The sequence below is a fragment of the Pseudomonas sp. TZ252 genome (assembly GCF_056110345.1).
On the sequence record NZ_CM148566.1, the window covers coordinates 59,321 to 83,692 of the forward strand.

23 protein-coding genes are annotated in these 24,372 nt (G+C 66.7%); 5 read left to right on the forward strand and 18 right to left on the reverse strand.

What is annotated here, in order from left to right; translation table 11 throughout:
• Positions 1–47 precede the first annotated feature (47 nt).
• From flhA to ACYAF3_RS00360, 12 genes are all read right to left on the reverse strand, one after another.
• Positions 48–2,171 (reverse strand): flagellar biosynthesis protein FlhA, encoded by a 2,124-nt coding sequence (gene flhA / locus ACYAF3_RS00305; RefSeq protein WP_003083059.1) that lies wholly within the window; start codon positions 2,169–2,171, stop codon positions 48–50.
• A 138-nt stretch (positions 2,172–2,309) separates the two neighbouring features.
• Positions 2,310–3,653: a TPM domain-containing protein gene (locus tag ACYAF3_RS00310; RefSeq protein WP_047105144.1), complete on the reverse strand. Its 1,344-nt coding sequence runs from the start codon at positions 3,651–3,653 to the stop codon at positions 2,310–2,312.
• A 32-nt stretch (positions 3,654–3,685) separates the two neighbouring features.
• Positions 3,686–4,954, reverse strand: a complete 1,269-nt coding sequence (locus ACYAF3_RS00315; RefSeq protein ID WP_003118682.1) for a TPM domain-containing protein — start codon at positions 4,952–4,954, stop codon at positions 3,686–3,688.
• Positions 4,955–5,026: 72 nt separating this feature from the next.
• The gene (gene flhB / locus ACYAF3_RS00320) at positions 5,027–6,163 is read right to left on the reverse strand and encodes a flagellar biosynthesis protein FlhB (RefSeq protein WP_003083056.1); all 1,137 of its coding nucleotides are present in this window, start codon (positions 6,161–6,163) and stop codon (positions 5,027–5,029) included.
• A 2-nt stretch (positions 6,164–6,165) separates the two neighbouring features.
• A complete protein-coding gene (gene fliR, locus ACYAF3_RS00325) occupies positions 6,166–6,942 on the reverse strand; it encodes a flagellar biosynthetic protein FliR (protein ID WP_003083054.1) in 777 nt (258 codons plus the stop codon).
• Positions 6,942–7,211, reverse strand: a complete 270-nt coding sequence (gene fliQ / locus ACYAF3_RS00330) for a flagellar biosynthesis protein FliQ (protein WP_003083053.1) — start codon at positions 7,209–7,211, stop codon at positions 6,942–6,944. Before fliQ ends, fliR begins: the two co-directional genes overlap by 1 nt.
• A gap of 44 nt (positions 7,212–7,255) precedes the next feature.
• A complete protein-coding gene (fliP, locus tag ACYAF3_RS00335; RefSeq protein ID WP_003083052.1) occupies positions 7,256–8,023 on the reverse strand; it encodes a flagellar type III secretion system pore protein FliP in 768 nt (255 codons plus the stop codon).
• Positions 8,020–8,472 (reverse strand): flagellar biosynthetic protein FliO, encoded by a 453-nt coding sequence (fliO, locus tag ACYAF3_RS00340; RefSeq protein ID WP_003083051.1) that lies wholly within the window; start codon positions 8,470–8,472, stop codon positions 8,020–8,022. The genes fliP and fliO overlap by 4 nt, the downstream gene beginning before the upstream one ends.
• Before the next feature lies 1 nt (position 8,473).
• The gene (fliN, locus tag ACYAF3_RS00345) at positions 8,474–8,947 is read right to left on the reverse strand and encodes a flagellar motor switch protein FliN (RefSeq protein WP_003083049.1); all 474 of its coding nucleotides are present in this window, start codon (positions 8,945–8,947) and stop codon (positions 8,474–8,476) included.
• A 27-nt stretch (positions 8,948–8,974) separates the two neighbouring features.
• On the reverse strand, positions 8,975–9,946 hold the full coding sequence (fliM, locus tag ACYAF3_RS00350; RefSeq protein ID WP_003083045.1) for a flagellar motor switch protein FliM: 972 nt from the start codon (positions 9,944–9,946) through the stop codon (positions 8,975–8,977).
• A gap of 7 nt (positions 9,947–9,953) precedes the next feature.
• Complete coding sequence (gene fliL / locus ACYAF3_RS00355) at positions 9,954–10,475, reverse strand: flagellar basal body-associated protein FliL (RefSeq protein ID WP_003083042.1); 522 nt, start codon at positions 10,473–10,475, stop codon at positions 9,954–9,956.
• A gap of 243 nt (positions 10,476–10,718) precedes the next feature.
• Positions 10,719–12,002, reverse strand: coding sequence for a flagellar hook-length control protein FliK (locus ACYAF3_RS00360; protein ID WP_016253632.1), 1,284 nt, complete (start codon positions 12,000–12,002; stop codon positions 10,719–10,721).
• Positions 12,003–12,189: 187 nt separating this feature from the next.
• Between ACYAF3_RS00360 and ACYAF3_RS00365 the strand changes: the two genes are divergently transcribed.
• Both ACYAF3_RS00365 and ACYAF3_RS00370 read left to right on the forward strand, forming a co-directional pair.
• Positions 12,190–12,777, forward strand: a complete 588-nt coding sequence (locus tag ACYAF3_RS00365; RefSeq protein WP_003083037.1) for a UPF0149 family protein — start codon at positions 12,190–12,192, stop codon at positions 12,775–12,777.
• Between the two features lie 11 nt (positions 12,778–12,788).
• Complete coding sequence (locus ACYAF3_RS00370; RefSeq protein WP_003087079.1) at positions 12,789–13,196, forward strand: YbaN family protein; 408 nt, start codon at positions 12,789–12,791, stop codon at positions 13,194–13,196.
• An 8-nt stretch (positions 13,197–13,204) separates the two neighbouring features.
• Here ACYAF3_RS00370 and ACYAF3_RS00375 read toward each other — a convergent pair whose 3' ends face one another.
• From ACYAF3_RS00375 to mexM, 4 genes are all read right to left on the reverse strand, one after another.
• Entirely contained in the window at positions 13,205–14,650 is a 1,446-nt protein-coding gene (locus ACYAF3_RS00375; protein WP_003083034.1) for a sensor histidine kinase, read from the reverse strand.
• A complete protein-coding gene (locus ACYAF3_RS00380) occupies positions 14,628–15,317 on the reverse strand; it encodes a heavy metal response regulator transcription factor (protein WP_003083028.1) in 690 nt (229 codons plus the stop codon). The genes ACYAF3_RS00375 and ACYAF3_RS00380 overlap by 23 nt, the downstream gene beginning before the upstream one ends.
• Positions 15,318–15,420: 103 nt before the next feature.
• A complete protein-coding gene (gene mexN, locus ACYAF3_RS00385; protein ID WP_003083027.1) occupies positions 15,421–18,531 on the reverse strand; it encodes a multidrug efflux RND transporter permease subunit MexN in 3,111 nt (1,036 codons plus the stop codon).
• Positions 18,528–19,685 (reverse strand): multidrug efflux RND transporter periplasmic adaptor subunit MexM, encoded by a 1,158-nt coding sequence (gene mexM, locus ACYAF3_RS00390; protein WP_003083025.1) that lies wholly within the window; start codon positions 19,683–19,685, stop codon positions 18,528–18,530. Before mexM ends, mexN begins: the two co-directional genes overlap by 4 nt.
• 180 nt (positions 19,686–19,865) lie before the next feature.
• On the opposite strand from mexM, the gene lapG reads away from it, so the two are divergent.
• Positions 19,866–20,579 (forward strand): cysteine protease LapG, encoded by a 714-nt coding sequence (gene lapG, locus ACYAF3_RS00395; RefSeq protein ID WP_023112872.1) that lies wholly within the window; start codon positions 19,866–19,868, stop codon positions 20,577–20,579.
• Positions 20,580–22,532, forward strand: a complete 1,953-nt coding sequence (gene lapD / locus ACYAF3_RS00400; protein ID WP_003083019.1) for a cyclic di-GMP receptor LapD — start codon at positions 20,580–20,582, stop codon at positions 22,530–22,532.
• Positions 22,533–22,638: 106 nt separating this feature from the next.
• Here the strand turns inward: lapD and lasI are convergent, their stop codons facing one another.
• Complete coding sequence (gene lasI, locus ACYAF3_RS00405; protein ID WP_003083017.1) at positions 22,639–23,244, reverse strand: acyl-homoserine-lactone synthase LasI; 606 nt, start codon at positions 23,242–23,244, stop codon at positions 22,639–22,641.
• A 131-nt stretch (positions 23,245–23,375) separates the two neighbouring features.
• Between lasI and rsaL the strand changes: the two genes are divergently transcribed.
• Entirely contained in the window at positions 23,376–23,618 is a 243-nt protein-coding gene (gene rsaL / locus ACYAF3_RS00410) for a quorum-sensing transcriptional regulator RsaL (RefSeq protein ID WP_003083010.1), read from the forward strand.
• Here rsaL and lasR read toward each other — a convergent pair.
• Positions 23,608–24,327 carry a transcriptional regulator LasR gene (gene lasR / locus ACYAF3_RS00415; RefSeq protein ID WP_003082999.1) on the reverse strand — a complete coding sequence of 240 codons (720 nt, stop codon included), beginning with the start codon at positions 24,325–24,327 and terminating at the stop codon, positions 23,608–23,610. The two genes, rsaL and lasR, sit on opposite strands and share 11 nt — an antisense overlap.
• Between the last annotated feature and the right edge of the window lie 45 nt (positions 24,328–24,372).

Sequence of the window (24,372 nt, forward strand, 5' to 3'; positions counted from 1 at the left end):
CCTCAGGTTGCCCGGTGTGCCGGCCCTGGAGCCGGCGCAGCCCTCGTTCAGTTCTGTCCCACCGTCGCGACGATGGTGACTTGCTTGTTGTCCGGGATTTCCTGGTAGGCCAGCACATGCATGCTGGGCACCGCCATCCGCGCGAAGCGCGACATCATCGAGCGGATCGGTCCGGCAACCAGCAGGATCGCCGGCTTACCGAGCATCTCCTGGCGTTGCGCGCTCTCGATCAGCGAGCGTTGCAGCTTCTCGGCCATCCCCGGCTCCAGCAACATGCCGTCCTCGGAGCCTTGTCCGGCCTTCTGCATGCTGTTCAGCAAAATCTGTTCCAACCTCGGCTCGAGCGTGATCACAGGCAGCTCCGGCTCAAGCCCGACAATGCTTTGCACGATTGCGCGGGACAACGCGACGCGAACCGCGGCGACCATCGCGCCGGGATCTTGACTCCGTGGAGCGACGTTGGCGATGGCCTCGGCGATGGTACGGATGTCGCGCACCGGCACCTGCTCCTGGAGCAGCGCCTGCAGGACCTTGAGCAGGGTGGACAGGGAAATCAGCCCCGGCACCAGCTCTTCCGCCAGCTTCGGCGAGCTGCGCGCGAGCAATTGCAGGAGCTGTTGCACTTCTTCATGGCCCAGCAGCTCGTGGGCGTGCTTGTGCAGCACCTGGTTCAGGTGAGTGGCGACCACGGTGCTCGCATCCACCACGGTGTAGCCCAGCGACTGCGCCTGGTCGCGCTGGCCGGGCTCGATCCATACCGCCTCCAGGCCGAAGGCCGGGTCCTTGCCGGCGATGCCGTTGAGGCTGCCGAATACCTGGCCGGGGTTGATCGCCAGCTCGCGATCGGGATAGATCTCCGCTTCGGCCACGCTGACCCCCATCAGGGTCAGACGGTAGGCGTTGGGCAGCAGGTCGAGGTTGTCGCGGATGTGCACCGAGGGCATCAGGAAGCCCAGCTCCTGGGACAGCTTCTTGCGTACGCCCTTGATCCGCGCCAGCAGTTGCCCGCCCTGGTTGCGGTCGACCAGCGGGATCAGCCGGTAGCCGACTTCCAGGCCGACCATGTCCACCGGGGTGACGTCGTCCCAACCCAGTTCCTTGACCTCCTGGGCGCGCTGCGCCGGCAGCAGCTCCTGCTGGCGCTGCACCTCCTGCTCGGCGACCTGCTTGGCCTTGTTCTGCCGGTGCCAGATCCAGTAGGCGGCAGCGCCGGCCAGGGCGCCGAGGCCGATGAAGGAAACATGCGGCATGCCCGGCACGGCGCCCATGGCGATCAGGATCGCCGCGGAAATCGCCAGCGCCTTGGGCGAGGCGAACATCTGCCGGTTGACCTGCTGGCCCATGTCCTCGGAACTGGAGACCCGCGTCACCATGATCGCCGCCGCAGTCGACAGCAGCAGCGACGGCAGTTGTGCCACCAGGCCGTCACCGATGGTCAGCAGGGCGTAGACCTTGCCGGCGTCGCCGAAGGACATCGAATGCTGGATCATGCCGATGGCGACGCCGCCGATCAGGTTGATGAAGAGAATCAGCAGGCCGGCGATGGCGTCGCCGCGGACGAACTTGCTGGCACCGTCCATCGAACCGTAGAAGTCGGCCTCCTGGGCCACCTCGCTGCGGCGCTTCTTGGCTTCCTCCTGCTCGATCAGGCCGGCGTTGAGGTCGGCGTCGATGGCCATCTGCTTGCCGGGCATGGCATCCAGGGTGAAGCGCGCGCTGACTTCGGAAATCCGCCCGGCGCCCTTGGTCACCACCACGAAGTTGATGATCATGAGGATCGCGAACACCACCACCCCGACCACGTAGTTGCCGCCGATCACCACTTCGCCGAAGGCCTGGATCACCTTGCCTGCGGCGCCATGGCCGTCGTGGCCGTGGAGCAGCACCACGCGGGTCGAGGCAACGTTCAGCGCCAGGCGCAACAGGGTCGCCACCAGCAGGATGGTCGGGAACACGGCGAAGTCCAGCGGCCGCAGGGCGTACACGCAGACCAGCAGGACGACGATGGACAGGGCGATGTTGAAGGTGAACAGCACGTCCAGCAGGAATGGCGGGATCGGCAGGGTCATCATCGCCAGCATGGCCAGCAGCAGGACCGGCACGCCGAGGCTGCCGCGCCCCAGTCCCGCCAGGTTGCTGCGCACATTGCTGATCAGTTGCGTGCGATCCACTCTCGACTCCCCTGCCCTGCGTATGGCGCCCGTAGGTGGGCGCCGAACAAACTTTTGACGCCGGAATGCGCGTCGGGCGGGTCATTGCAGGAACCGTTCCAACTTTTCAATTCATTGATTGAAAAGGGTTTTCGCCAATCACCAACTACCGGAGGCGCCACCGCCGCCACTCGAGCCTCCGCCGCCGGAGAACGAGTCCGAAGACGAACTGGACGAACTGGACGACGAGGAACCCGATGAGCTAGCGTAATCGCCGCCGCGTCGACGCCCTCCCCCCGAGCCGCCGGCGCTGAAATTGCAACCGATGAGCAGCGGCAGGCAAGCGGCGGGCAGGATGATCAGCGCCTCGATGCTGTTCAGCGGGTCGTCCACCAGCAACAGCAGGCACTCCAGGGCCAGGGTCAGCAGCAGGCCGAGCAGGCCCGGCAGGTAGGCCCAGCGCCGTCCTCTGCGCAGCCCCTGCCAGGCACCGGCCAGCATCAGCAGGGTCAGTCCCAGCGAAAGCGGCACGGCCAATCCGTAATGGAGCACCGGCAGGCCATAACGGCCGTAGGCCCAGAACAGCCCCAGCGCATAGAGCACAAGAATGGCGAAGAACCAGCGGGCACCGCACGAATACTTGAGCAACGCGCCGAAGCCGACGCCCAGGACCGCCACCATCTCCGCCAGCGCCACCATCGCCCCTGCCGGCCAGTGCCGCCCCAGTGCCAACGCCGCAGCGAGCGCCACTACCGCCCCCAGGGTCCAGTACCAGGCGCGCGGACGTACCAGCAGCGCCACCCCGCCGAGAGCGCCGAGCAGGAATGCGATAGCCAGGGTCTGCCGTACCGCGCCGGGCTCCAGCGGGTCGCGCGGCGGCGGCGGCAACGCCTCGCCGTCGATCAGTCGTACCAGGCGCTGCGCCGCCGCTTCCAGGCCGCCGGCGTAGTCTTGCTGACGGAACGCAGGGGTCATGTATTCGCGGATGATCCGCCCGGCATCGATGTCGGTGATCGTTCCTTCCAGGCCATAGCCGACTTCGATGCGCATGCGCCGGTCGTCCTTCGCCACCAGCACCAGGACGCCGTCATCGATCCCCTTGCGCCCCAGCTTCCACGCCTCGAAGACCCGCGTCGCATAGGCCTCAATGCTGTCCGGATAGGTGCTGGGCACCATCAGGATCGCTACCTGGGCACCCTTCCGGGCCTCCAGCGCGGCCAGCGAAGCTTCCAGGCGGGCACGCTCGGCGGCGTCGAGGGTCGCGGTAAGGTCGGTCACCCGCCGCGCCAGCGCTGGAACCTCCGCGGACTCGTAGCCCGCATCGCGCGCTGCCTCGGCCTCGGCGCCGACCGCCGATGCCTCCACGGCCTCCTCCTCGACATCGGACGCTGCCACCGCGACGGTGACCGGCACCGTCGCGGTGGCAACGGAGGGAATCGCGGCGGCGCAGAGCAGCATGCCGAACAGGCGAAGCATGGCGAGATAACGCGTGATTGCAGACATCCTTGTCTCCGAATGAAATGAACGGGAACCCATTACCAACTGCCCGACGCACCGCCTCCGCCGCTGGAACCACCGCCCCCGGAAAAGCCGCCGGACGACGAGGAGGAAGAGGAGGAAGAGGAGGAGGAACCGCCGCCGGAGCTTCCCGACGAGCCTCCACCACCCCCACTCAGGCGTACCTGGCCGAACACCAGCAGCCCGAGCATGAGCTGGAACGGTAGCAGGGCCAGCCAGACCAGCGGTGCGTCCAGGCCACCGGACAGCAATCCGAGCAGCAGGTAGGCCGCCAGCAACGCCCACAGTCGGCGGTGGAAACTTTTCCGCCGCTCACGCCATAGCGAGCGCATCAGGCGGTAGTTCGACCAGCAGAGAACCGCCAGCATCAGCACCCCGGCCGGCCACAGCAGGCCATAGATGAAGGACACCGCGCTGAACCAATGCGCCGCCAGCCCGAGCAGGGCTACATAGACCAGTACGCCGATCACCAGGTAGAAGGCCGGGCGCACCGTCCACAGCGCGCCGAAGGTCGCGCCGCCGACCAGCATGCACAGCGGAGCGACCAGCAGCACGCTCATCCATTCGCCGGAAGCGCCGGCCAGCGTGCCCAGCAGCCAGCAGAGCAGCGCCCCGCCGAGCAGCCAGGGCCAGCGCAGCGCCCGGGCACTCAACAGCACTCCGGCCAACGATCCGTAGATGAAGGCGACCAGCAGCGCCCAGGCTTCCGCCGGCAATTGCCCCAGCGAGACTTTCGGCGCACCCGACGACGCGGCCGCCGGCAGCGTTTCGCCGTCGACCAGGCGGATCAGCTCGTCCACCGCGGCCTCGATCCCGCCGGCGTAGTCGCCCTCGCGAAATGCCGGGGCCATCCGCTCGCGAATGATCCGTCCGGCGACCACATCGGGCACCGCACCCTCCAGGCCGTAGCCGACCTCGATGCGCATGCGCCGGTCATCCTTGGCCACCACCAGCAGCAGACCGTCGTCGACCGCCTTGCGGCCGAGCTTCCAGGCCTGGAACAACTTGTCGGAGAAGGCTTCGATATCGAGGGTACCGGTAGTCGGCAGCATCACCACCGCGATCTGCGCACCGCGTCGCCGCTCCAGCGCCTCGAGCTTCTCCACCAGGCGTTGGCGCGTCGCCTCGTCCAGCGTGTGGGTGGCATCCACCACCCGCTCCGACAGGGGCAAGGCGACCCATTCCGCCGGCGCTTCGGCGTGCGCAGGCATCCAGGGCAGCAGCCAGGCCAGGGCGAGCAACAGGAGGACAGGCGGGAAAATACGATCAGACAAGGTTCGATCCATGAACGGCAAAGCTCTCATCCCGAGCGGGTATCGGCCAAGGCTGCCACAGCGCGGCGCGTAGCTCCAGCCAGGTCACTCGTCGCGACGCAGGTCCGGCGGGATCGGCAGGTCCTTCAACGGGCTCGGCCGCTTGCCCTTGCCGGCCTGGTACTGCTTGAGCTGGTAGACATAGGCCAGCACCTGGGCCACGGCGAGATAGAGCCCGGCGGGAATCTCCTGATCCAGCTCGGTGGAGTAGTACACCGCTCGCGCCAGCGCCGGCGACTCCATGACCATCACCTTGTGCTCCTGGGCCACCTCGCGGATCTTCAGGGCCAGGAAATCGTTGCCCTTGGCCAGCAGCAGCGGCGCCCCGCCGCCCGCCGGGTCGTACTTCAGGGCTACGGCGAAGTGGGTCGGGTTGGTGATCACCACGTCGGCCTCCGGCACCGCCGCCATCATCCGTCTCTGCGCCATCTCGCGCTGCATCTGGCGGATCTTCGACTTGACCTCGGGCTTGCCCTCGGAGTCCTTGTATTCGTCGCGGACTTCCTGCTTGGTCATCAGCAGCTTCTGGCGGTTGTCCCAGATCTGGTAGGGCACGTCCACCGCGGCGATCAGCAGCAGGCTGCAGGCCATCCAGAAGGCGCTCCAGCCGACCACCCGCACGCTGTGCAGGATCGCCTGCTCGAGCGGCTGGTGCGCCAGCGCCAGGAGGGCGTCGCGGTCGGCGGAGAGCACCAGCAGGGCCACCGCCAGCACCACCAGGAACTTGATCAGCGCCTTGCTCAGTTCGAGCAGCGACTTGGCGGAAAACATCCGCTTCAGCCCCGACAGCGGGTTGAGCCGGCTGAACTTGGGTTGCAGGGCGTCCATCGAGAACAGCCAGCCGCCGAGGGCGATCGGCCCGACGATCGCCGCCACCAGCAGCATCAGCAGGATCGGCCAGAGCCCCTGGGCAGCCAGGTAGGCCGAAGCGCCGAGCAATTGCAGCATGCTCTCGGTATTCATCGCGGTTTCCCGGGACAGCTCGAAATTGCTGCGCATCAGGCGCAACAGGGCGCCCGCCAGGTCGGCGCCGTAGATCAGCAGGCCGCCGGCGCCGGCCATGAGGATGGCCAGGGTGTTCAGCTCCCGCGAACGCGGCAACTGCCCTTTCTCGCGCGCCTCGCGGCGGCGTTTCTCCGTGGGTTCCTCTGTCTTGTCCTGCCCGCTCTCGCTCTCGGCCATGGCTATTTCGCCCGCACCAGTTCACGGAGGAATTGCAGGGCCTCGCCGGCCAGCACCTGGTACTGGCTGAGCAGGTCGGCGGTGCCGATCCAGAGGATCACCAGGCCCAGCACCAGGGTCAACGGAAAGCCGATGGAGAAGATGTTCAGTTGCGGCGCCGCGCGGGTCATGGCGCCGAAGGCGAGGTTCACCACCAGCAGCGCGGTGATCGCCGGCAGCGCCAGCAGCAGTGCCGCGCCCATCACCCAGCCGAGCTTGCCGGCGATGATCCAGAAATGGTTGCCGCTCAGGCCCTCGCCCACCGGCAGGGTGACGAAGCTCTCGGCGATTACCTCGAACACTACCAGGTGCCCGTTCATCGCCAGGAACAGCAGCGTCACCAGCATGGTGAAGAACTGGCCGAGCACCGGCACCGAGACGCCGTTGGCCGGGTCAACCATGGAAGCGAAGCCCAGGCCCATCTGCATCGAGATGATCTGCCCGGCGATCACGAAGGCGTGGAACAGCAACTGCAGGGAAAAGCCGAGCAAGGCGCCGACCAGGATCTGCTCGCCGATCAGCAGCATGGCCTTCATGCTCAGCGCGTCCACCTGCGGCATCGGCGGCAGGTTCGGCACCAGCACCACGCAGACGCCCAGCGCCAGGTAGAGGCGCACCCGCACCGGCACCAGCTGGGTGCCGATCACCGGCATGGTCATCAGCAGCGCCGCGACCCGGAACAGCGGCAGCACGAAGCTGGCGATCCAGCCGCCGATCTGCGCGTTGGTCAGCTCCAGCATCAGCCGATCAGCAGCGGGATGTTGCCGATCAGCGTCTGGGTGTACTCCATCAGCTGCCGCAGCAGCCAGGGGCCCAGCACGATCAGGGTGAGCAGGATCACCATCAGGCGCGGCAGGAAGCTCAGGGTCTGTTCGTTGATCTGGGTGGCGGCCTGGAACATCGCCACCACGAGACCGACCAGCAGGCTCGGAACCACCAGCACGCCGACGATCATCGCCGTCAGCCACAACGCCTCGCGGAACAGGTCGAGTGCCACCTCAGGGGTCATGTCTCTCTCCAGCGCGCCAGCGGCGCGTCAAGCCGGCGGCACCGCTAGACGGTGCCGAAACTGCCCGCCAGCGTCCCGATGATCAGCGCCCAGCCATCCACCAGGACGAACAGCATGATCTTGAACGGCAGGGAAATGATCAGCGGCGACAGCATCATCATGCCCATCGCCATCAGCACGCTGGACACCACCAGGTCGATGATCAGGAACGGGATGAAGATCATGAAGCCGATCTGGAACGCGGTCTTCAGCTCGGACGTGACGAAGGCCGGGACCAGGATGGTCAGCGGCGTCGCCTCCGGGCTGCCGATGTCGGTGCGCTTGGACAGGCGGACGAACAGCTCCAGGTCGGAGGTACGAGTCTGCGCCAGCATGAACGCCTTCAGCGGTACCTCGGCCTTTTGCAGGGCTTCCTGGGCGGGAATCTGCTCGTTCAGGTAGGGCTGCAGGGCCTGGCTGTTGATCTTGTCGAACACCGGGGCCATGACGAACATGGTCAGGAACAGCGCCAGCCCCACCAGCACCTGGTTCGACGGCGTCGATTGCAGGCCCAGCGCCTGGCGCAGGATGGAGAAGACGATGATGATCCGGGTGAAGCTGGTCATCAGCATGACGAACGCCGGGATGAAGCTCAGCGCGGTCATGATCAGCAGGATCTGCAGGCTGACCGAATACTCCTGCTGGCCCTGGCCGTTGGTGGTCACGGTGATCGCCGAGATCGATGTCGGGTCGGCGGCCAGCGCCGGCCACGGCGCCAGCAGCAGAAGGCAGAGCGCGGCGAGCGCGCCGGCCAGGGAGATGCGCGGAGTCATGGCTTGCCCTTGGGGTCCTTGTTCAGCAGCTCCAGCAGGCGCTGGGCGAATTCCGGCGTGGCCGGCTCGCCGTCCGGCAGGTGTACCGGCTCCTTGAGCACGTGCAACGGCGTGATCCGGCCGGGCGTCAGGCCGAGCAGGATCTGCTCCTCACCGACCTGCACCAGCACCAGCCGGTCGCGCGGACCCAGCGGCTGGCTGGCAAGGGTGCGGATCAAGCGGTTGCCGCGCGGACCGGCCTGTTGCACCCGGCGCACCAGCCAGGCGAGCAGGAAGATCAGGCCGATCACCAGGCCCAGGCCGAGCACCAGTTGGGCCAGTTGCGCGGCGGCGCCGGAAGCGGCGCCCACCGTCGGCGCGGCGGCACCCGTCGTCCCCTCGGCGGCGCACAGCGGCGCGCTCAGCGAGGCGAGTGCCGGCAGGAAGCCGGCGAACAGGTAGCGACGCATGTCAGCGCAGCTTCTTGATGCGTTCGCTGGGACTGATCACGTCGGTCAGGCGGATGCCGAACTTCTCGTTCACTACCACCACCTCGCCGTGGGCGATCAGGGTGCCGTTGACCAGTACGTCCAGCGGCTCGCCGGCCAGGCGATCGAGTTCGATCACCGACCCCTGGTTGAGCTGCAGCAGGTTGCGGATGCTGATGTCGGTATGCCCGACCTCCATGGAAATGGTCACCGGGATGTCCAGGATCACATCCAGGTTGGGCCCCTCCAGGCCGGAAATGGTCGGTGCCTTCGGCGAAGCGCCGAACTCTTCCATCGGCGCCCGCGGGGTACTCGGCTCCGCCACGGGAGTCGCGCCGCCCTGGGCCATCAGCGCATCGATGTCGTCCTGGCTGGCGTCGCCCGCCTCGGCCAGCGCCGCCGCCCACTCGTCGGCCAGTGCCTGTTCCTCGGTGGTCACTTTTTCTTCGTCTGCCATGGTTCGTCTTTCCTCCGGGGGAAGCGGTCAGCGCGAGCGCTCGACCGCTTCGAGAATCTGTAGCGCCAGGTTGCCCTTGTGGGCGCCCAGCTTGACCTTGAAGGCGGGCACGCCGTTGGCGCGCATCACCATGTGTTCCGGCATCTCCACCGGGATCACGTCGCCCGGCTGCATGTGCAGGATGTCGCGCAGCTTGAGCTGGCGGCGGACCACGGTGGCGCCGAGCGGTACCTGGACGTCCAGCACGTCCTCGCGCAGGGCCTTGATCCAGCGCTCGTCCTGGTCGTCGTGGTCGGACTGGAAACCGGCGTCGAGCATCTCGCGGATCGGCTCGATCATCGAATAGGGCATGGTGATGTGCAGGTCGCCGCCACCGCCGTCCAGTTCGATGTGGAAGGTGGAGACCACCACCACCTCGCTGGGACTGACGATGTTGGCCATGGCCGGGTTGACCTCCGAGTTGACGTACTCGAAGTTCATCTCCAGCACCGCCTGCCAGGCTTCCTTCAGATCGACGAAGGCCTGCTCCAGCACCATCCGCACCACCCGCAGTTCGGTCGGGGTGAACTCGCGGCCCTCGATCTTGGCGTGGCGGCCGTCGCCGCCGAAGAAGTTGTCCACCAGCTTGAACACCAGCTTGGCGTCGAGGATGAACAGCGCGGTGCCGCGCAGCGGCTTCATCTTCACCAGGTTGAGGCTGGTGGGAACGTACAGCGAGTGCACGTACTCGCCGAACTTCATCACCTGCACGCCGCCGACCGCGACGTCGGCCGAACGGCGCAGCAGGTTGAACATGCTGATGCGGGTGTAGCGGGCGAAACGCTCGTTGATCATCTCCAGGGTCGGCATGCGGCCCCGGACGATGCGGTCCTGGCTGGTCAGGTCATAGGACTTGACCGATCCCGGCGTCGCCTCGACTTCGGTTTCCACCAGGCCATCGTCGACGCCGTGCAACAGCGCGTCGATTTCATCCTGGGAAAGCAGATCTTGCACGGCCATGGGATACCTACTGCAGCACGAAATTGGTGAACAACACTTGTTCGATAGCCAGTTGGCCGGTTTCCTTCTTGGCCAGTTCCTGCAATCCGGCGGTCGCCTGCTGGCGGAGCATTTCCTTGCCCACCGGAGTCACCAGCGAGTCGAAACTCTGACTCGAGAACAGCATCACCAGTTTATTGCGAACCAGCGGCATGTGCTCGCGCAATGCGTCCATCTGCGCCTTGTCGCGCCCCATCAACGCGACGCCGACCTGCATGTAGCGCTGCCGGCCGTTCTGGTTGAAGTTGACGACGAAGGCCGGCGCCAGGATCTCGTAGAGCGCCGGCTGCTTGCCCGGCTTCGCCGCCTCGCTGGCGACTTCCTCGGTCTTCTCGGCCTTCAGCGACTTGCTGAGGAAGAACCAGGTGCCGCCCACCGACAGGCCGATCGCCAGCAGCAGGCCGACCACGATCAGCAGGATCAGCTTCAGCTTGCTCTTGCCGCCGCTCGGAGCCCCCGCGTCGGCGGGTGTCGCCTCTTTCTTAGCCATGCCAAAAATCCGTCGCTATAGCGTCAAATGAAGGGTTTCACAGGGGCAGAGCAAGGGTTGTGCCATTTCTGCAACGCCGCCCCGCCTCCTGGGACCAGCCCCGGAGGGCTGTCCGAGATGATAGACGGCGCGGATATTACAGCCTGGCCACAGGAAATCATCCCCGTCTTTTGCGAAATTGCCCGCTCCGGAAAAAGAAAGGCCTCCCGCAGGAGGCCCAAAGGGGAAATGCAGTCGTTCGCCTCAGGCGTAGTAGTCGACCAGACCGCGCGCCGCCGACGCACCCGGCCGGCTGCGGATCTCGCTGACTCCGGCGAGGGTTTCCTCATCGCCCGAGGCCTCGCCGGCCAAGCCGCGTCCGCGCGCCGATCCGCCCTCGCCCTGCTGCTGGCCCTGCCAGCCCCGCGCCAGCGACTGATCGGAGACGTTCACGTCGAGCTGGTTCATGCCCTGCTGGCTGAACATGTCGCGCAGCCGGTGCATCTGGCTTTCCAGGGCGTCGCGAACGCCGGCGTTGGGACTGGCGAAGGTCACCTGGGTCTGGTCGGCGGTCATGTGGATGCGCACGTCCAGGCGTCCCAGCTCGGCGGGGTCGAGCTGGATCTCCGCCGACTTCAGGTTCTGGCTGGACATCCACATCACCCGGTCCACCACCGCCTCGCTCCAGCCGTTCTGCTGCATCGCCACCGGCTGGCCGGGCACCGTGCCGTTCACCGGACGGTTGGTCAGGGCCTGTTGCGCCATGGCCTGAGTCAGCCCGTTGAGCTTGGCCGCGAAAGGTTCACCGCGGGGTTCCGCCTTGCTCTCCAGCAGGCTCTCGGAGGCGGCGCTGGCGACGGCCGGCTCGGCGGTCTGCTGCAACTGGGCCTCGAGCGCCTTGCCGTCGACGGCCTTGGTCAAGGAATCCGAGGTCAGGCCGGCAAGGGTATCGCCGAGGTTCGCCTGGCGGGGATCGGCGCTCTTCGCCGGCCCGCCTTTCGCCGTCTGCGCGGCGTCCTGGGCGCCTTGCTCCAGGGCCATGTTCACTGCCGGAACGCCGTTGAGCTTGACCAGGGTCGGGTCGCTGCTGGCTTCGGTCAGGCTGGCAGGAGCACTGCTGGCCGTCGGCACGGCCGGCGGCAGCAAAGTCGCCTGGGTATTCTCGTCGAGCATCGGCACGGCGCCGCCGAGGCCGAGCAGTTGCAGCGGATCGACCGGCGTTTCGACTTTATCTTCGCCGTCGGCCTTGGCCTGGCCGTCGGCCGGCAAAGGCTTGCCGTCTTCGGCAACGGCCGGCTGCCTGGCGGCATCCGTCGGCTGCGCTTCGACGGCGTCCTTGCCGGCGTCCCGTGGCTTGTCCCGCGAACCCTTCGCGGGACCGTCGGCGCGCTCGGCGGGCTTCTTCGCGGTCTCCTTGGCATACATGTCGGAGAAGCTGGAAGTCTTGTCGTTACTGGGCTCAGGCGTTTTCTGCTGGCTCTTCGGCGCAGCGGCCTTGGGCTTTACATCAGGCGTCGGCGGCAACAACACACCAGGGGCGACGGCCATGGGAATTCTCCATTTGCGAAGGGATTGCATCGTGGCTTGCGCAAGGGATGGAGCAAGGTCCGGGCCAACTTCGCCGAGAGCGTCCGTGAAACGCTCGCCAGGGCGCCGCAGCAGGCACGCTCGCTTTGCCCGCAGGTCCCGTCTGGACTACAATCCAGAGCCGCATCCCTCCCGAGGTAGTACCCTGATGTCCTTCGCCGAAAAACTGTCCCGTCTGCAAGCCTTCCTCGATGCCGATGACCTGCACGAAGAAGCGCTGGACTACGTGGCGACCCACGGCTACCTGACCGCCCTCTCCATCTGCCCGGAGCAGGTGCCGGAGCGGGAGTGGATCGACGCCCTGTTCGCCGAACCGCCGCACTACCGCAGCGATGAGGAGCGCCAGGAGATCGAGACTTCCCTCGAGCAGCTCAAGGCGCACATCACCCGCGTGCTGGCCAGCGACGAAGACCTCGAGCTGCCCTGCGACCTCGACCTCGGCGACGAGCCGGACGACTCCGACCTGCGCGGCTGGTGCATCGGCTTCATGGAAGGCGTGTTCCTTCGCGAGGAAGTCTGGTTCGAGCAGGCCGAGGAGGAAGTCAGCGAGCTGCTGCTGCCTATCATGGTCGGCTCCGGCCTGTTCGACGAGCAGCCCGAGTTCGACGAGATCGCCCGCGACCGCCACCTGGTGGACGACATGGTCGCGCAGATTCCCGACCTGCTGACCAACCTGTTCCTGCTCTGCCAGGCGCCGGAAGAAAAGCCCGCCCTGCTCAAGCCGCGCACGCACTAAGGAGCGCCGCGGTGGCGCAGCGGGAAATTCGCCCGAGCGCTCGCGCCTGGGTGCGCTATAGCCTCCAGGCCGTGGGTTTCCTAAGCGTAGCCCTGGGCGTGATCGGCATCTTCCTGCCGGTGCTGCCGACCACGCCTTTCCTGCTCCTCGCGGCGGCCTGCTTCATGCGCAGCTCGCCGCGCTTCTACCACTGGCTGGTTGGCCATCCACGGCTCGGCCCGTGGATCCGCGACTATCTCGACGGCGAAGGCATCCCGCTCAAGGGCAAGGTCTACGCCATCGGCCTGATGTGGGCCAGCATCGCCCTTTCCTGCTACCTGGTCCGACGCCCCTGGGCCCAGGGCTTCATGCTGACCAGCGCGGTACTGGTCAGCATCTATATCCTCCGCCAGAAGACCCGCCCGCCGCACGACGCCTGAAGGCCCGCTCAGGACAGCGCCGGATCGCCCTCGCCCAGCGGCAAGCGGTCGCCGGGCCCGCGCCGCTCAGGGCTCAGCACGGTGAAGCCGAAGGTGTTCCAGCCGTCCGCGCTGTCGACGAACACCGAACCGCCGTGCATGCTCGCCACCGCCTTGACGATGGACAGGCCGAGGCCGTGGTTGGCCTCGCTGTTGCTGCGCGCCGCGTCGACCCGATAGAAGCGTTCGAACAGGTGCCTGCGGTGCTCGTCGGCGATCGGCACGCCGGGGTTGCTCACCGCCACCCGCACTTCGTCGCCGCGCCGCTCGACGCCGACCCGCAGCGTGCCGCCGGCGGCGGTGTGCTGGGCGGCGTTGTACAGCAGGTTGGTCACCGCCCGCTGGAACAGGGCGCGCTCGACCAGCGCGCGGGCCTCGCCACGCACCTCAATGCCGACCCCGGCCTCGTCGAAGATCACCTCGAGGAAATCCACCGTGGTGGCGATCTCGCCGGCCAGCGAGGTTTCCTCGCGCTCGCAGGCCAGGCGTCCCTGGTCGGCGCGGGCGAGGAACAGCATGTCGTTGACGATCGCCCGCAGCCGCTCCAGCTCCTCCAGGTTGGATTGCAGGACCTCTTCGTAATGTTCGCCGCTGCGTTCGCGGGACAACGCCACCTGGGTCTGGCCGATCAGGTTGGTCAATGGCGTGCGCAGCTCGTGGGCGACGTCGGCATTGAACGACTCCAGGCGCACGTAGGCCTGCTCCAGGCGGTCCAGGGCGCCGTTGAACGCTCCCACCAGCTCGCGCAGCTCGGCCGGCAGCGGCGAGAGCTGCAAGCGCTGCGACAACTGCCGCGGGCTGATCCGCCGGGCCTCCTCGGACAGCCGATGCACCGGCCACAGGCCCAGGCGGGCGATCCAGTGGCCAAGCAACGAGGCCAGCAGCACACCGAGGGCGGACAGGCCGAGCAGCCATTTCAGGGTGGAGGTCCGCGCCTCATGGAACGCCGCGCTATCGATGGCGGTGACGTAGGTCAGCCGCGGCCGCCCCTCGCGCGCCGGCAACACGCCGACCCGCGCAGTCAGCGCGTACCGGTGCTCCGGCAACTCCAATTCGTAGCGGCCGGCGCCATCGGCGATCAGCCGCTGCACCGGTTCGCTGAAGCGCCCGTAGTGATAGCGCGGGTCGTCGCTGTCGATCCAGAAACGGATCAGCTCGTACTCCTGGCTCAGGTTGTCCAGCTTGCCCTGCAGGTGCGGCCAGCGCTCGGCCAGGTCGGGATGGTCGAGCATCCGCGAGACCATGTTGAAGCGCACGTCCACCTCGCCCTGCTGCAGGCGCTCGGTCTGGCGGTCGAGGATGCAATAGAGCATGGTGCCGATGAGGGCGAAGATCACCACCGCGGCGCCGGCGAACATTCCCGCCAGGCGGGTCGACAAGGACATGCCCACCTCAGCCCGACTCCGCCAGCGCACGGTTCTCCAGGACGTAGCCCATGCCCCGGATGGTATGCAGCAGCTTGTTCTCGAACGGACCGTCGAGCTTGGCGCGCAGGCGCTTGATCGCCACCTCCACGACATTGGTGTCGGTATCGAAGTTGATGTCCCAGACCAGTTCGGCGATCGCCGTCTTCGACAGGATCTCGCCGCTGCGCTGGGCCAGCACGCAGAGCAGCGCGTACTCCTTGGCAGTCAGCTCCAGACGGGTGTTGCCACGGAAGACCTTGCGGCTGAGCAGGTCGATGGACAGGTCGGCGATGCGCATCTGCGAATGGCTTTCATGGTTGCCGCCGCGCCGGGTCAGGGCCTGCAGGCGGGCGACCAGTTCGAGGAAGGAGAACGGCTTGATCAGGTAGTCGTCGGCGCCCTCGCGCAGCCCGCGCACCCGGTCTTCCACGCGCTCGCGCGCGGTGAGCATGATCACCGGGGTCTGCCGCCGCTCGCGCAACGCCCGCAGAACGCCGTAGCCGTCGACGCCCGGCAGCATCACGTCGAGCACGATCACGTCGTACTCGCCATGGAGCGCCAGGTGGCGACCGTCGATGCCGTTGTCCGCCAGGTCCACGGTGAACCCCTGTTCGCTGAGGCCACGGTTCAGGTAGTCCGCCGTCTTCGCCTCGTCCTCGACAATCAGTACCCGCATCTATCGCCCGATCCTCTGTTCGCCTTCGCATCCCGGGCGGGACGCATGCCTGCCTGCATCCTAGCCACGCGCCGCCGTCCAGGAAAGCCGCGTCCGTTACGCCTCATGTCGCCGTCGCCCCAGCGGTTCCGCCGTCCGAGGTCGTCGTCCCGCGCCGGTGGAACAGCCGCTCCAGGGCCAGGTATACCACCGGCGTGCTGAACAGGGTCAGCACCTGGCTCACCAGCAGCCCGCCGACCACCGCGATGCCCAGAGGCTGGCGCAGCTCGGAACCGGTGCCGAAGCCGATCATCAGGGGTATCGCGCCCAGCAGCGCGGCCAGGGTGGTCATCATGATCGGCCGGAAACGGGTCAGGCAGGCCTGGTAGATCGCCTGCTCCGCGCTCATGCCCTGCTCGCGCTGGGCGACGATGGCGAAGTCGACCATGAGGATGCCGTTCTTCTTGACGATGCCGATCAGCAGCACGATGCCGATCAGCGCCATGATCGAGAAGTCCTGGCCCCAGGCCCAGAGCAGGAACACCGCGCCGATCCCCGCCGAGGGCAGGGTCGAGAGGATCGTCAGCGGATGTACGAAACTCTCGTAGAGCACGCCGAGGATGATGTACACCGCGATCAGCGCGGCGAGGATCAGCAGCGGTTGCGAGGCCAGCGAGCTCTGGAAGGCCTGCGCCGCGCCCTGGAACACGCCGATAATGGTCGAGGGCATGCCGATCTCCTCCTGGGCGCGCTGCACCGCCTGCACCGCCTCGCCGAGGGACACCCCGGCAGCCAGGTTGAAGGACAGGTTGACCGCCGGGAACATGCCGTTGTGGTTGATCTGCAGCGGCCCGGAGCGCGGCGCCGCGACCTTGGCGATGGCCGACAGCGGGACCATCTCGCCGCTCAGCGGGGAGCGCAGGTAGAACCAGTCCAGGCTTTCCGCGCGGCCGCGCTGGCGCGCATCGAGTTCGAGGACCACCTTGTACTGGTTGACCTCGGTCTGGTACTCGCCGACCTGGCGCTGGCCGAAGGCGTCGTAGAGGGTCTGGCTGACATCCTCGGCGCTGAGGCCGAAACGCGCCGCGGCCACCCGGTCGATGTCCAGCGCGGTGACGCTGGCGCCGACCTGCAGGTCGTTGGACACATCCATCAGCCCCGGCACCTGCTTCAGGCGCTCGGTGAGGCGTTGCGCCCAGAGCGCCAGCTGGGTGCTGTCGCTGCTGCGCAGGGCGTACTGGTACTGGGTCCGCGAGGGTCCGGAACTGAGGTTGATGTCCTGCGCCGCGCGCAGGTAGAGCATGATTCCCGGCACCTTCGCCAGTTGCGGGCGCAGCCGGTCGATGAACTCGCCGACCGAGACATCGCGCTCGCCACGGTCCTTGAGGACGATCCAGAAACGTCCGTTGGCCAGGCTCTGGCTACCGCCGGTGACGCCCACCGCATGGTTGTAGCTCTGCACCGCCGGGTCGCTGGCGATGATCTCGGCCAGTTGCCGGTGCTTGGCGACCATGTCGTCGTAGGAGATATCCTCGGCAGCCTGGCTCGTGCCGAAGACGAAGGCGGTGTCCTGCAAGGGGAAGAAACCCTTGGGAATCCCGACGTAGCCGGCCACCGCCACCAGCACGGTAAAGGCGAAGCCGACCAGCATCAGCCGCTGGTGCCCGAGCGCCCAGCGCAGGCCGCGCTCGTATCCGCCGGTCAGCCATTCGGCGAAGCCCTTTCTCGGCGCGTCGGCATGCCGCAATGCCGGCATGAAGCGCGAAGCCAGCATCGGCGCCAGGGTCAGCGAAGCGAGCACCGAGATCAGGATCGCCACCGTCACGCTGACCGCGAATTCGCGGAACAGCCGGCCGACGATCCCGCCCATGAACAGCAGGGGAATGAACGCGGCGATCAGCGAGAAGCTGATGGAAATCACGGTAAAGCCGATCTCCGCCGCGCCCTTGAGCGCCGCCTCGACCTTCGAGGCGCCCGCTTCCAGGTGTCGGTGGATGTTCTCCACGACCACGATGGCGTCGTCGACGATGAAGCCGACGGCGATGATCAGCGCCACCAGGGTCAGGTTGTTGAGGGTGAAGCCGAGCACGTACATCGCCGCGAAGCTGGCGCTCAGGGACACCGCCAGCACCGTGGCGACGATCAGGGTCGCCGACAGCTGGCGGAGGAACAGGCCCATCACCAGCACCACCAGGCCAATGGTCAGCAGCAGGGTCAGTTCGACCTCGTGCAGCGACGAGCGGATGGTCCGGGTGCGATCGTTGAGCACGTCTACCTCGATGGTCGCCGGGAGCATCTCGCGCAGGCGCGGCAATGCGGCCTGGATCGCGTCGGCGGTATCGACGATGTTCGCCCCAGGCTGGCGGAGGATCACCAGTGCCACCCCGGGCACACCGTTCGGCCAGGCCTGCACGTAGTCGTCCTCGGGCGCCGAGACGATCCGCGCCACGTCCTTGAGGAACACCGGCGCGCCCTGGCGGTAGGCGACCACCAGGTCGTCATAGTCGCTGGCGTTGAACAACTGGTCGTTGGCCGCGAGGGTCGACACCCGCCCCTCGCCGTAGAGCGCGCCCTTGGCCAGGTTGACGCTGGCCGACTGCAACGACTGGCGCAGGTCGGCCAGGGTCAGCTGGTAGGCGGCGAGCTTTTCCGGCTGGGCCTGGATGCGGATCGCCGGGCGCTGCTGGCCGACCACGAAGATCTGCCCCACGCCGTTCACCTGGCTGAGCTGGCGGGCGAGGATGGTCTCGGCGTAATCGCTGAGTTCGATCAGCGGCATCATCTCCGAGTTGACCCGCAGGATCATGATCGGGCTGTCCGCCGGGTTGACCTTGCGCCAGGTCGGCAGGTTCGGCATGTCCACCGGCAGCCGCCCCGCCGCGGCGTTGATCGCCGCCTGGACCTCCTGGGCGGCGACGTCGATGCTCTTGTCGAGGCTGAACTGCAGGGTCAGGGTGGTGGTGCCCAGGGCGCTGCTGGAAGTCATCTCGGTGATCCCGGGAATCGCGCTGAACTGCACTTCCAAGGGGGTGGCCACCGACGAGGCCATGGTTTCCGGGCTACCGCCGGGCAGCAAGGCGTTGATCTGGATGGTCGGGAAGTCCGCCTCCGGCAACGGCGCCACACCGAGCCGGAGGAACGCCAGCAGCCCCAGCAGCAGCGAGGCCAGGGTCAGCAGCGCGGTGGCGATCGGGTGCCGTACGCACCAGCCGGAAATCCCGGCGCGCGGCGTCACGGCTGCCGCTCCGCCGCCTGAGCCAGGCTCGGGCGCGGCTCCTGGATATCGACCAGGGCGCCGGGCATCAGCCGCGAGTGGCCGTCCACCACCACCTGGTCACCGCTGGCCAGGCCTTCCACCACACTGAGGCCGTCGATGTCCTGGAGCACCCGCACCGGCACCGCCTCGACCCGGTCGGCGGCGACCCGGTAGACGAAATTACCCTCCAGGCCGCGGCGCACCGCCTTGCTCGACAGCACCAACTGGTCGCGCCGGACCCCGGTGTGCAGGCTCACCGCGACGAACTGCCCGGGCCAGAGCCGGGCCTGGCGGTTATCGAAGGAGGCGCGCACGCGGATGGTACCGGTGGAACTGTCGATCTGGTTGTCGATGGTCAGCAACCGGCCCTCGCCCAGCGCGCTCCCGCCGTCGCGGCTGTAGGCGCGCACCGCCGCCTCGCCGCCGAGCAGCGCCTGCAACTGGGGCAACTGTTCCTGTTGCAGGGAGAAGACTACGGAGATCGGTGCGATCTGGGTCACGCTGAACAGGCCGAGACTGTCGCCGACCCGCACCAGGTTGCCGACATCGACGTTGCGGATACCGACCTTGCCGGATACCGGCGAGGTGATCCGGGTGTAGGACAGGCGCACCCGCTCGGCGTTGATGGTGGCATCGTTGGCCTTCAGGGTCGCGCGCAACTGGTCGACCGTCGCCTGCTGCTGGTCCAGCAGTTGGCGTGACACCGCACGCTCGGCATACAGGCTGCGGTAGCGTTGCAGGTCCTGCTCGGCGGATTTCAGCTGGGCCTGGTTGCTCGCCCTGGAGGCCTGCGCCTGCTCCAGCGCGGCGACGACGGCGCGGTCATCGATGGTCGCCAGCAACTCGCCCGCCTCGACCATCTGCCCTTCGCTCACCAGCAGGCGGGTCAACTGGCCGTCGATCTGGGTGCGGATCACCACGTTGTGCAACGAAGTCACCGTGCCGATGCCGCTGACCTGTTGCTCGACGTCGCGCCGCTCCACCCGCGCCACGTTCACCGGGACCCTGGCCGGCGCGGGCGCCGCCTTCGCCCCGGCGTCGCCGCCGAGCCATGCCCAACCGCCGAAGGCGACCAGGCCCGCCGCCAGCACGCCCACCAGGACCCGTCCCCCACCACTGCGCAACGCCTGCATCTGTCCACCTTTCCCAGTGGCCGGCCTCGCGCGGCCGACTTCGTTCTTCTTTATAAGCAGCGCAGCGGGACCCCACCCTGACCCCTGAATGACAATCCTGTCAGTTTCGCCGGACACCCCGCGCTGGCAGGCCGCCCGGCGCTCTCGTAGACTTCGCTGAGTCCTTCCGGAGCCCGCTCGATGTCCCCACCCCCCGGCGCACGCCGGCCCTGCCCCAGGGCCTACGCCCCCTGGCTGCTGTCGCTGGCGGCGACATTGCTGCTGGCAGTCGGCGCGGCGCTGGCGCAGTGGGACCTGGAGTCGATACTGAGCCGTGCCGAGCAGCGCTACGGCGAGCTGGGCGCGGCGAAATCACGCCTGGGCGACTGGGGCCGCCTGCTCGAACAGGGCGGCACGCTCGACGAAGCGGCCAAGCTGCGCGCGGTCAACGACTTCTTCAACCGGTCGCTGCGTTTCACCGACGACATCGAGATCTGGCAACAGGAAGACTATTGGGCGACTCCGGTCGAGGCGCTGGTCAAGGGCGCCGCCGACTGCGAGGACTACGCCATCGCCAAGTACGTGACCCTGCGTCGCCTCGGCGTCGCCAGCGACAAGCTGCGCATCACCTACGTCAAGGCCCTGCGCCTGAACCAGGCGCACATGGTGCTGACCTGGTACGCCAGCCCGGGCGCCGACCCACTGGTGCTGGACAACCTGATCGGCGAGATCCGCCCCGCTTCGCAACGTGACGACCTGTTGCCGGTGTACGCCTTCAATGCCGAGGGCCTCTGGCTGCCCGGCGCCGACGGCGGACGCCGGACCGGCGACAGCAAGAAGCTGTCGCGCTGGCAGGACCTGCTGACCAAGATGCGCGCCGAAGGCCTCGACCTCGACGCACCCAAGGAGGATTGAATGTCACTGCTCAAGCAATTGTTCCTCGCCATCTGCCTGTTCCTCGTCGTCGCCTTCAGCGGCAGCTTCGTCAGCAGCGTGGAGAACTCCCGCGAGCAGTTGCGCGGCCAGTTGCGCTCCCACGCCCAGGACGCCGCCACCGCCCTCGGCCTGTCCCTGACGCCACACGTGGACGACCCGGCGATGGTGCAACTGATGGTCAGCTCGATCTTCGACAGCGGCTACTTCGCCAGCATCCGGGTGATCGACATCAAGAGCGGCAAGCCGCTGGTCGAGCGCGTGCAGGCGCATGCCGAGCGTACGGTGCCCGGCTGGTTCGAACGCCTGGTGGATCTCCAGCCCCAGGGTGGCGACGCGCTGATCATGCGCGGCTGGGAACAGGCGGCGCGGGTCGAGGTGGTCAGCCATCCGCAATTCGCCCTGGCGCGCCTGTGGGACAGCGCCCTGGGCAGCCTCTACTGGTTGCTGGCCTGCGGCGCGGTGAGCCTGCTGCTTGGCGGCTGGCTGCTGCGCCGCCAACTGCGCCCGCTCGACCAGATGGTGCGCCAGGCCCATGCCATCAGCCGGCGGGAATTCCTCAGCCTGCCCAGGCTGCCGCGCACGCCGGAGCTGCGCCGCGTGGTGCAGGCGATGAACCAGATGGTGGAGAAACTTCGCACGCTGTTCGCCGAGGAGGCCGCGCGTAGCGACAAGCTACGCGCCCAGGCCTACCAGGACAGTCTCACCGGCCTGCCCAACCGGCGCCTGTTCGACGCCCGCCTCAACGAACAGCTGGGTGCCGGCGAGCACGAGCATGCCGGGCAGCTCCTGCTGCTGCGCCTGAACGACCTGAACGGGCTGAACCAGCGTCTCGGCGGGCAACGCACGGATGAACTGATCCAGGCGGTCGCCCGCTTGCTGGTCGACTCCTGCGGCCAGCAAGGGCGCGCCGACTGGCTGCTGGCCCGCAGCCGCGGCGGCGAGTTCGCCGTGCTGGCTCCCGGTTGCTCCCGCGAGCAGGCCGAACGCCTGGCCGAGGAACTCTGCGAAGGCCTGGAGAACCTTGCCCGCACCGGTGCCAGCGATCTCACGCCGGTCGCCTATCTCGGTATCAGCGCGTTCGCCGAAGGCGACTCGCCCGCGGATCTCCTGGCCCGTGCCGACCAGGCCCTGGCCCAGGCCGAAAGCCAGCCCGCCCAGCCCTGGGCGAGCCAGGACGGCACCGCGCTCGCGGCGCTCAACGACAGCCAGGACTGGCACGACTGGATCGACCAGGCCCTGACGGAGCGCCGCCTGCTGCTCTATTTCCAGCCGGTGGTGGACTGCCTGGACACCCAGCGCGTCCTCCACCACAAGGTCCTCGCGCGCCTGCTCGACCCGCAGGCCACGGCCATCGCCGCCGGGCGCTTCCTGCCCTGGATAGAACGTTTCGGCTGGGCCGCGCGCCTGGACCTGGCGATGCTCGAACAGAGCCTGGAGCACCTGCGGCGCCATCCACGGCCGCTGGCGCTGAGCCTGTCGGCCGCCAGCGTCCGCAATGCGCAGGCGTTCGCCCCGCTACTGGCCCTGCTCAAGGCGCATCCGCAGGAGGCGCGCCAGCTGACCCTGGAACTGGACGAGCGGCACCTGCCAGCCGCGGCCGAACTGGAGCGCCTCAGCCAGGTCCTGCGCGAACTGGGCTGCGGTCTCGGCCTGCAGCATTTCGGCGGCCGCTTCAGCCTGATCGGCAACCTTACCCATCTGGGGCTGGCCTACCTCAAGCTGGACGGCTGCTACCTGCACGCCGTCGACCGGGAAGGCGACAAGCGGTTGTTCATCGAAGCGGTCTATCGCACCACCCACAGCATCGATCTACCGTTGATCGCGGAACAGGTGGAAACCCTCGGTGAACTCGAAGTACTGCGGGAAATGGGCTTGCGTGGCGCCATGGGACGCCTGTTCGGCAGCCCGGCGCCCTGGTCCGGGGATGCCTGATAGCGAGTCCGGAGCGGGTCGGACTCGCTTTACAGCGGATTCGGCATCGACGCCAGGCGCTCCCTCTCCGACAGAGAACGCGCCGGCGCGAGCCGACAGGTCCCCGTCATGAAACCGCCAGTCGCTGTTCCACCAGCACTCCCCCGTAAAGCGCGATCTGGGTCTTGGCATTGAGTTCGATGCGCAAGGCCACCGCGCGCTCGATGCCGATCTTCAGGTGCGGACCGAAGCGCGATACGTCCAGGCCGGCACGGATCATCATCTTCTCCACGCCTACGGTGGTTACCGTCACCAGCGTCTGGATGTCGTTCTGCAGGCTGTAGCGGGCCAGCGCGCGCATCGCCTCCAGCGTACAGTCGGAAAAGCCCAGCGAGCCTTTCTGTCCAGAGTTGATGGCGAAACGGCTGAGTTCCCAGATGTGCGGCGAGCAAGGCGCTTCCTTGCCGTGCAGAAGCTCCGGGAAGGTGTTCTTCAGCATGTAGGGGCCAGTGGTATCGAGAATTCGCCAGCAACCGAAAACCTGGGCTTCAGGAGTATCTTCCTGGATCAACATGTAATAAGGACTGAGTGCGTCATAACCATCGATTTCCATCTCGTCGATGACACTAACGTCCCAGCCTTTGCGCTCCTTGAACACTTGAGCACGCAACTTGTGCATCTCGCCCAGCAGTTTTTTATCGAACTCTTCGCGCCGACCAATTTGTACGATCATCTTCACTTCCTCCAAATAGGAAGCTGAAGAATTTATGCAAATTTCATAATTTTATAACTAGCAAATGAGATAGATTTCGGTGAACCCGGACCCTTGCTAGGCTCGAAGAAACGTCCGAAAAGATCAGAGCAATGGCTTCACACGAGAGAACACAGCCCCAAAACATGGCCTTCCGGGCAAAGGCCACCCGCACCGCCCGACGGGAAAGCCAGGAAACTTTCTGGAGCCGCTTCGGGATAAGCCAATCCTGCGGCAGTCGTTTCGAGAATGGCGAGAACCTGCCCTTCCCTATATATCTGCTTTTGCATTTCTATATAGAAGGGCAAATTACCGATCGCCAGCTCGCCGACCTGAGAGGCAAGATCAGAGAGTAATAAGACCCAAATTAACGGCCATAATGGCCGCTACGCGGCGGGAGGTCACACCGAACTTCCGCCGAATATTTCCCATATGGAAGTTCACATTGGCTTCCGAGCAGTTGCAGATAACCGATATCTCCCAACTGGTCTTGCCGATGGCGCACCACTGCAACACTTCCTTCTCCCGGCTGGTCAGAACCACCGGTTTGCTGACCGGATGTTCGAAGGCCAGTCCGGCACCGCTCTGCAGTGCGTAGTCCTTGAGCATCCACAGGGTCGGCAGGACCGACTCCATGAAACGGTTGGCCTCGGCCCGGTTTTCCGCTTCCACGCTGAGGCTCAGCGCGCCGAGTTCGCCGCGAGCACCATGCAGCGGCATGGTCAGCCCATACACCAGGCCGGCGGCCGAGGCTTCCTCGAAGAACTCGTGCTGCTTTCGCGTCTGGTAGATGGACGGTTCCCAGAAAATCGGCAGTACGCTCTGGGTACAGTGACTGACCGTCGGGTCGACCCGCGCGTAGCCAGCCCGGTCGTAATGCTCGCGCCAGGCGGCCGGGTAGTTGCCGACGATGAAGGCGTTCTCGTAGTCCTGGCTGTCCTTAGGCAACAGGCCGAACAGGATCTTCGAGAATCCAAGGTCGCTCGCCATCTTCTGCAGGATGGCGCTCCACTCCAATTTTCCACTTGAGCGTTCCAGCTCAAGAAAACCGTCAACCAAGGCCATAGCGCTACGTTCTTCTTAAACTATTAACCAATCAGCCAAATATGG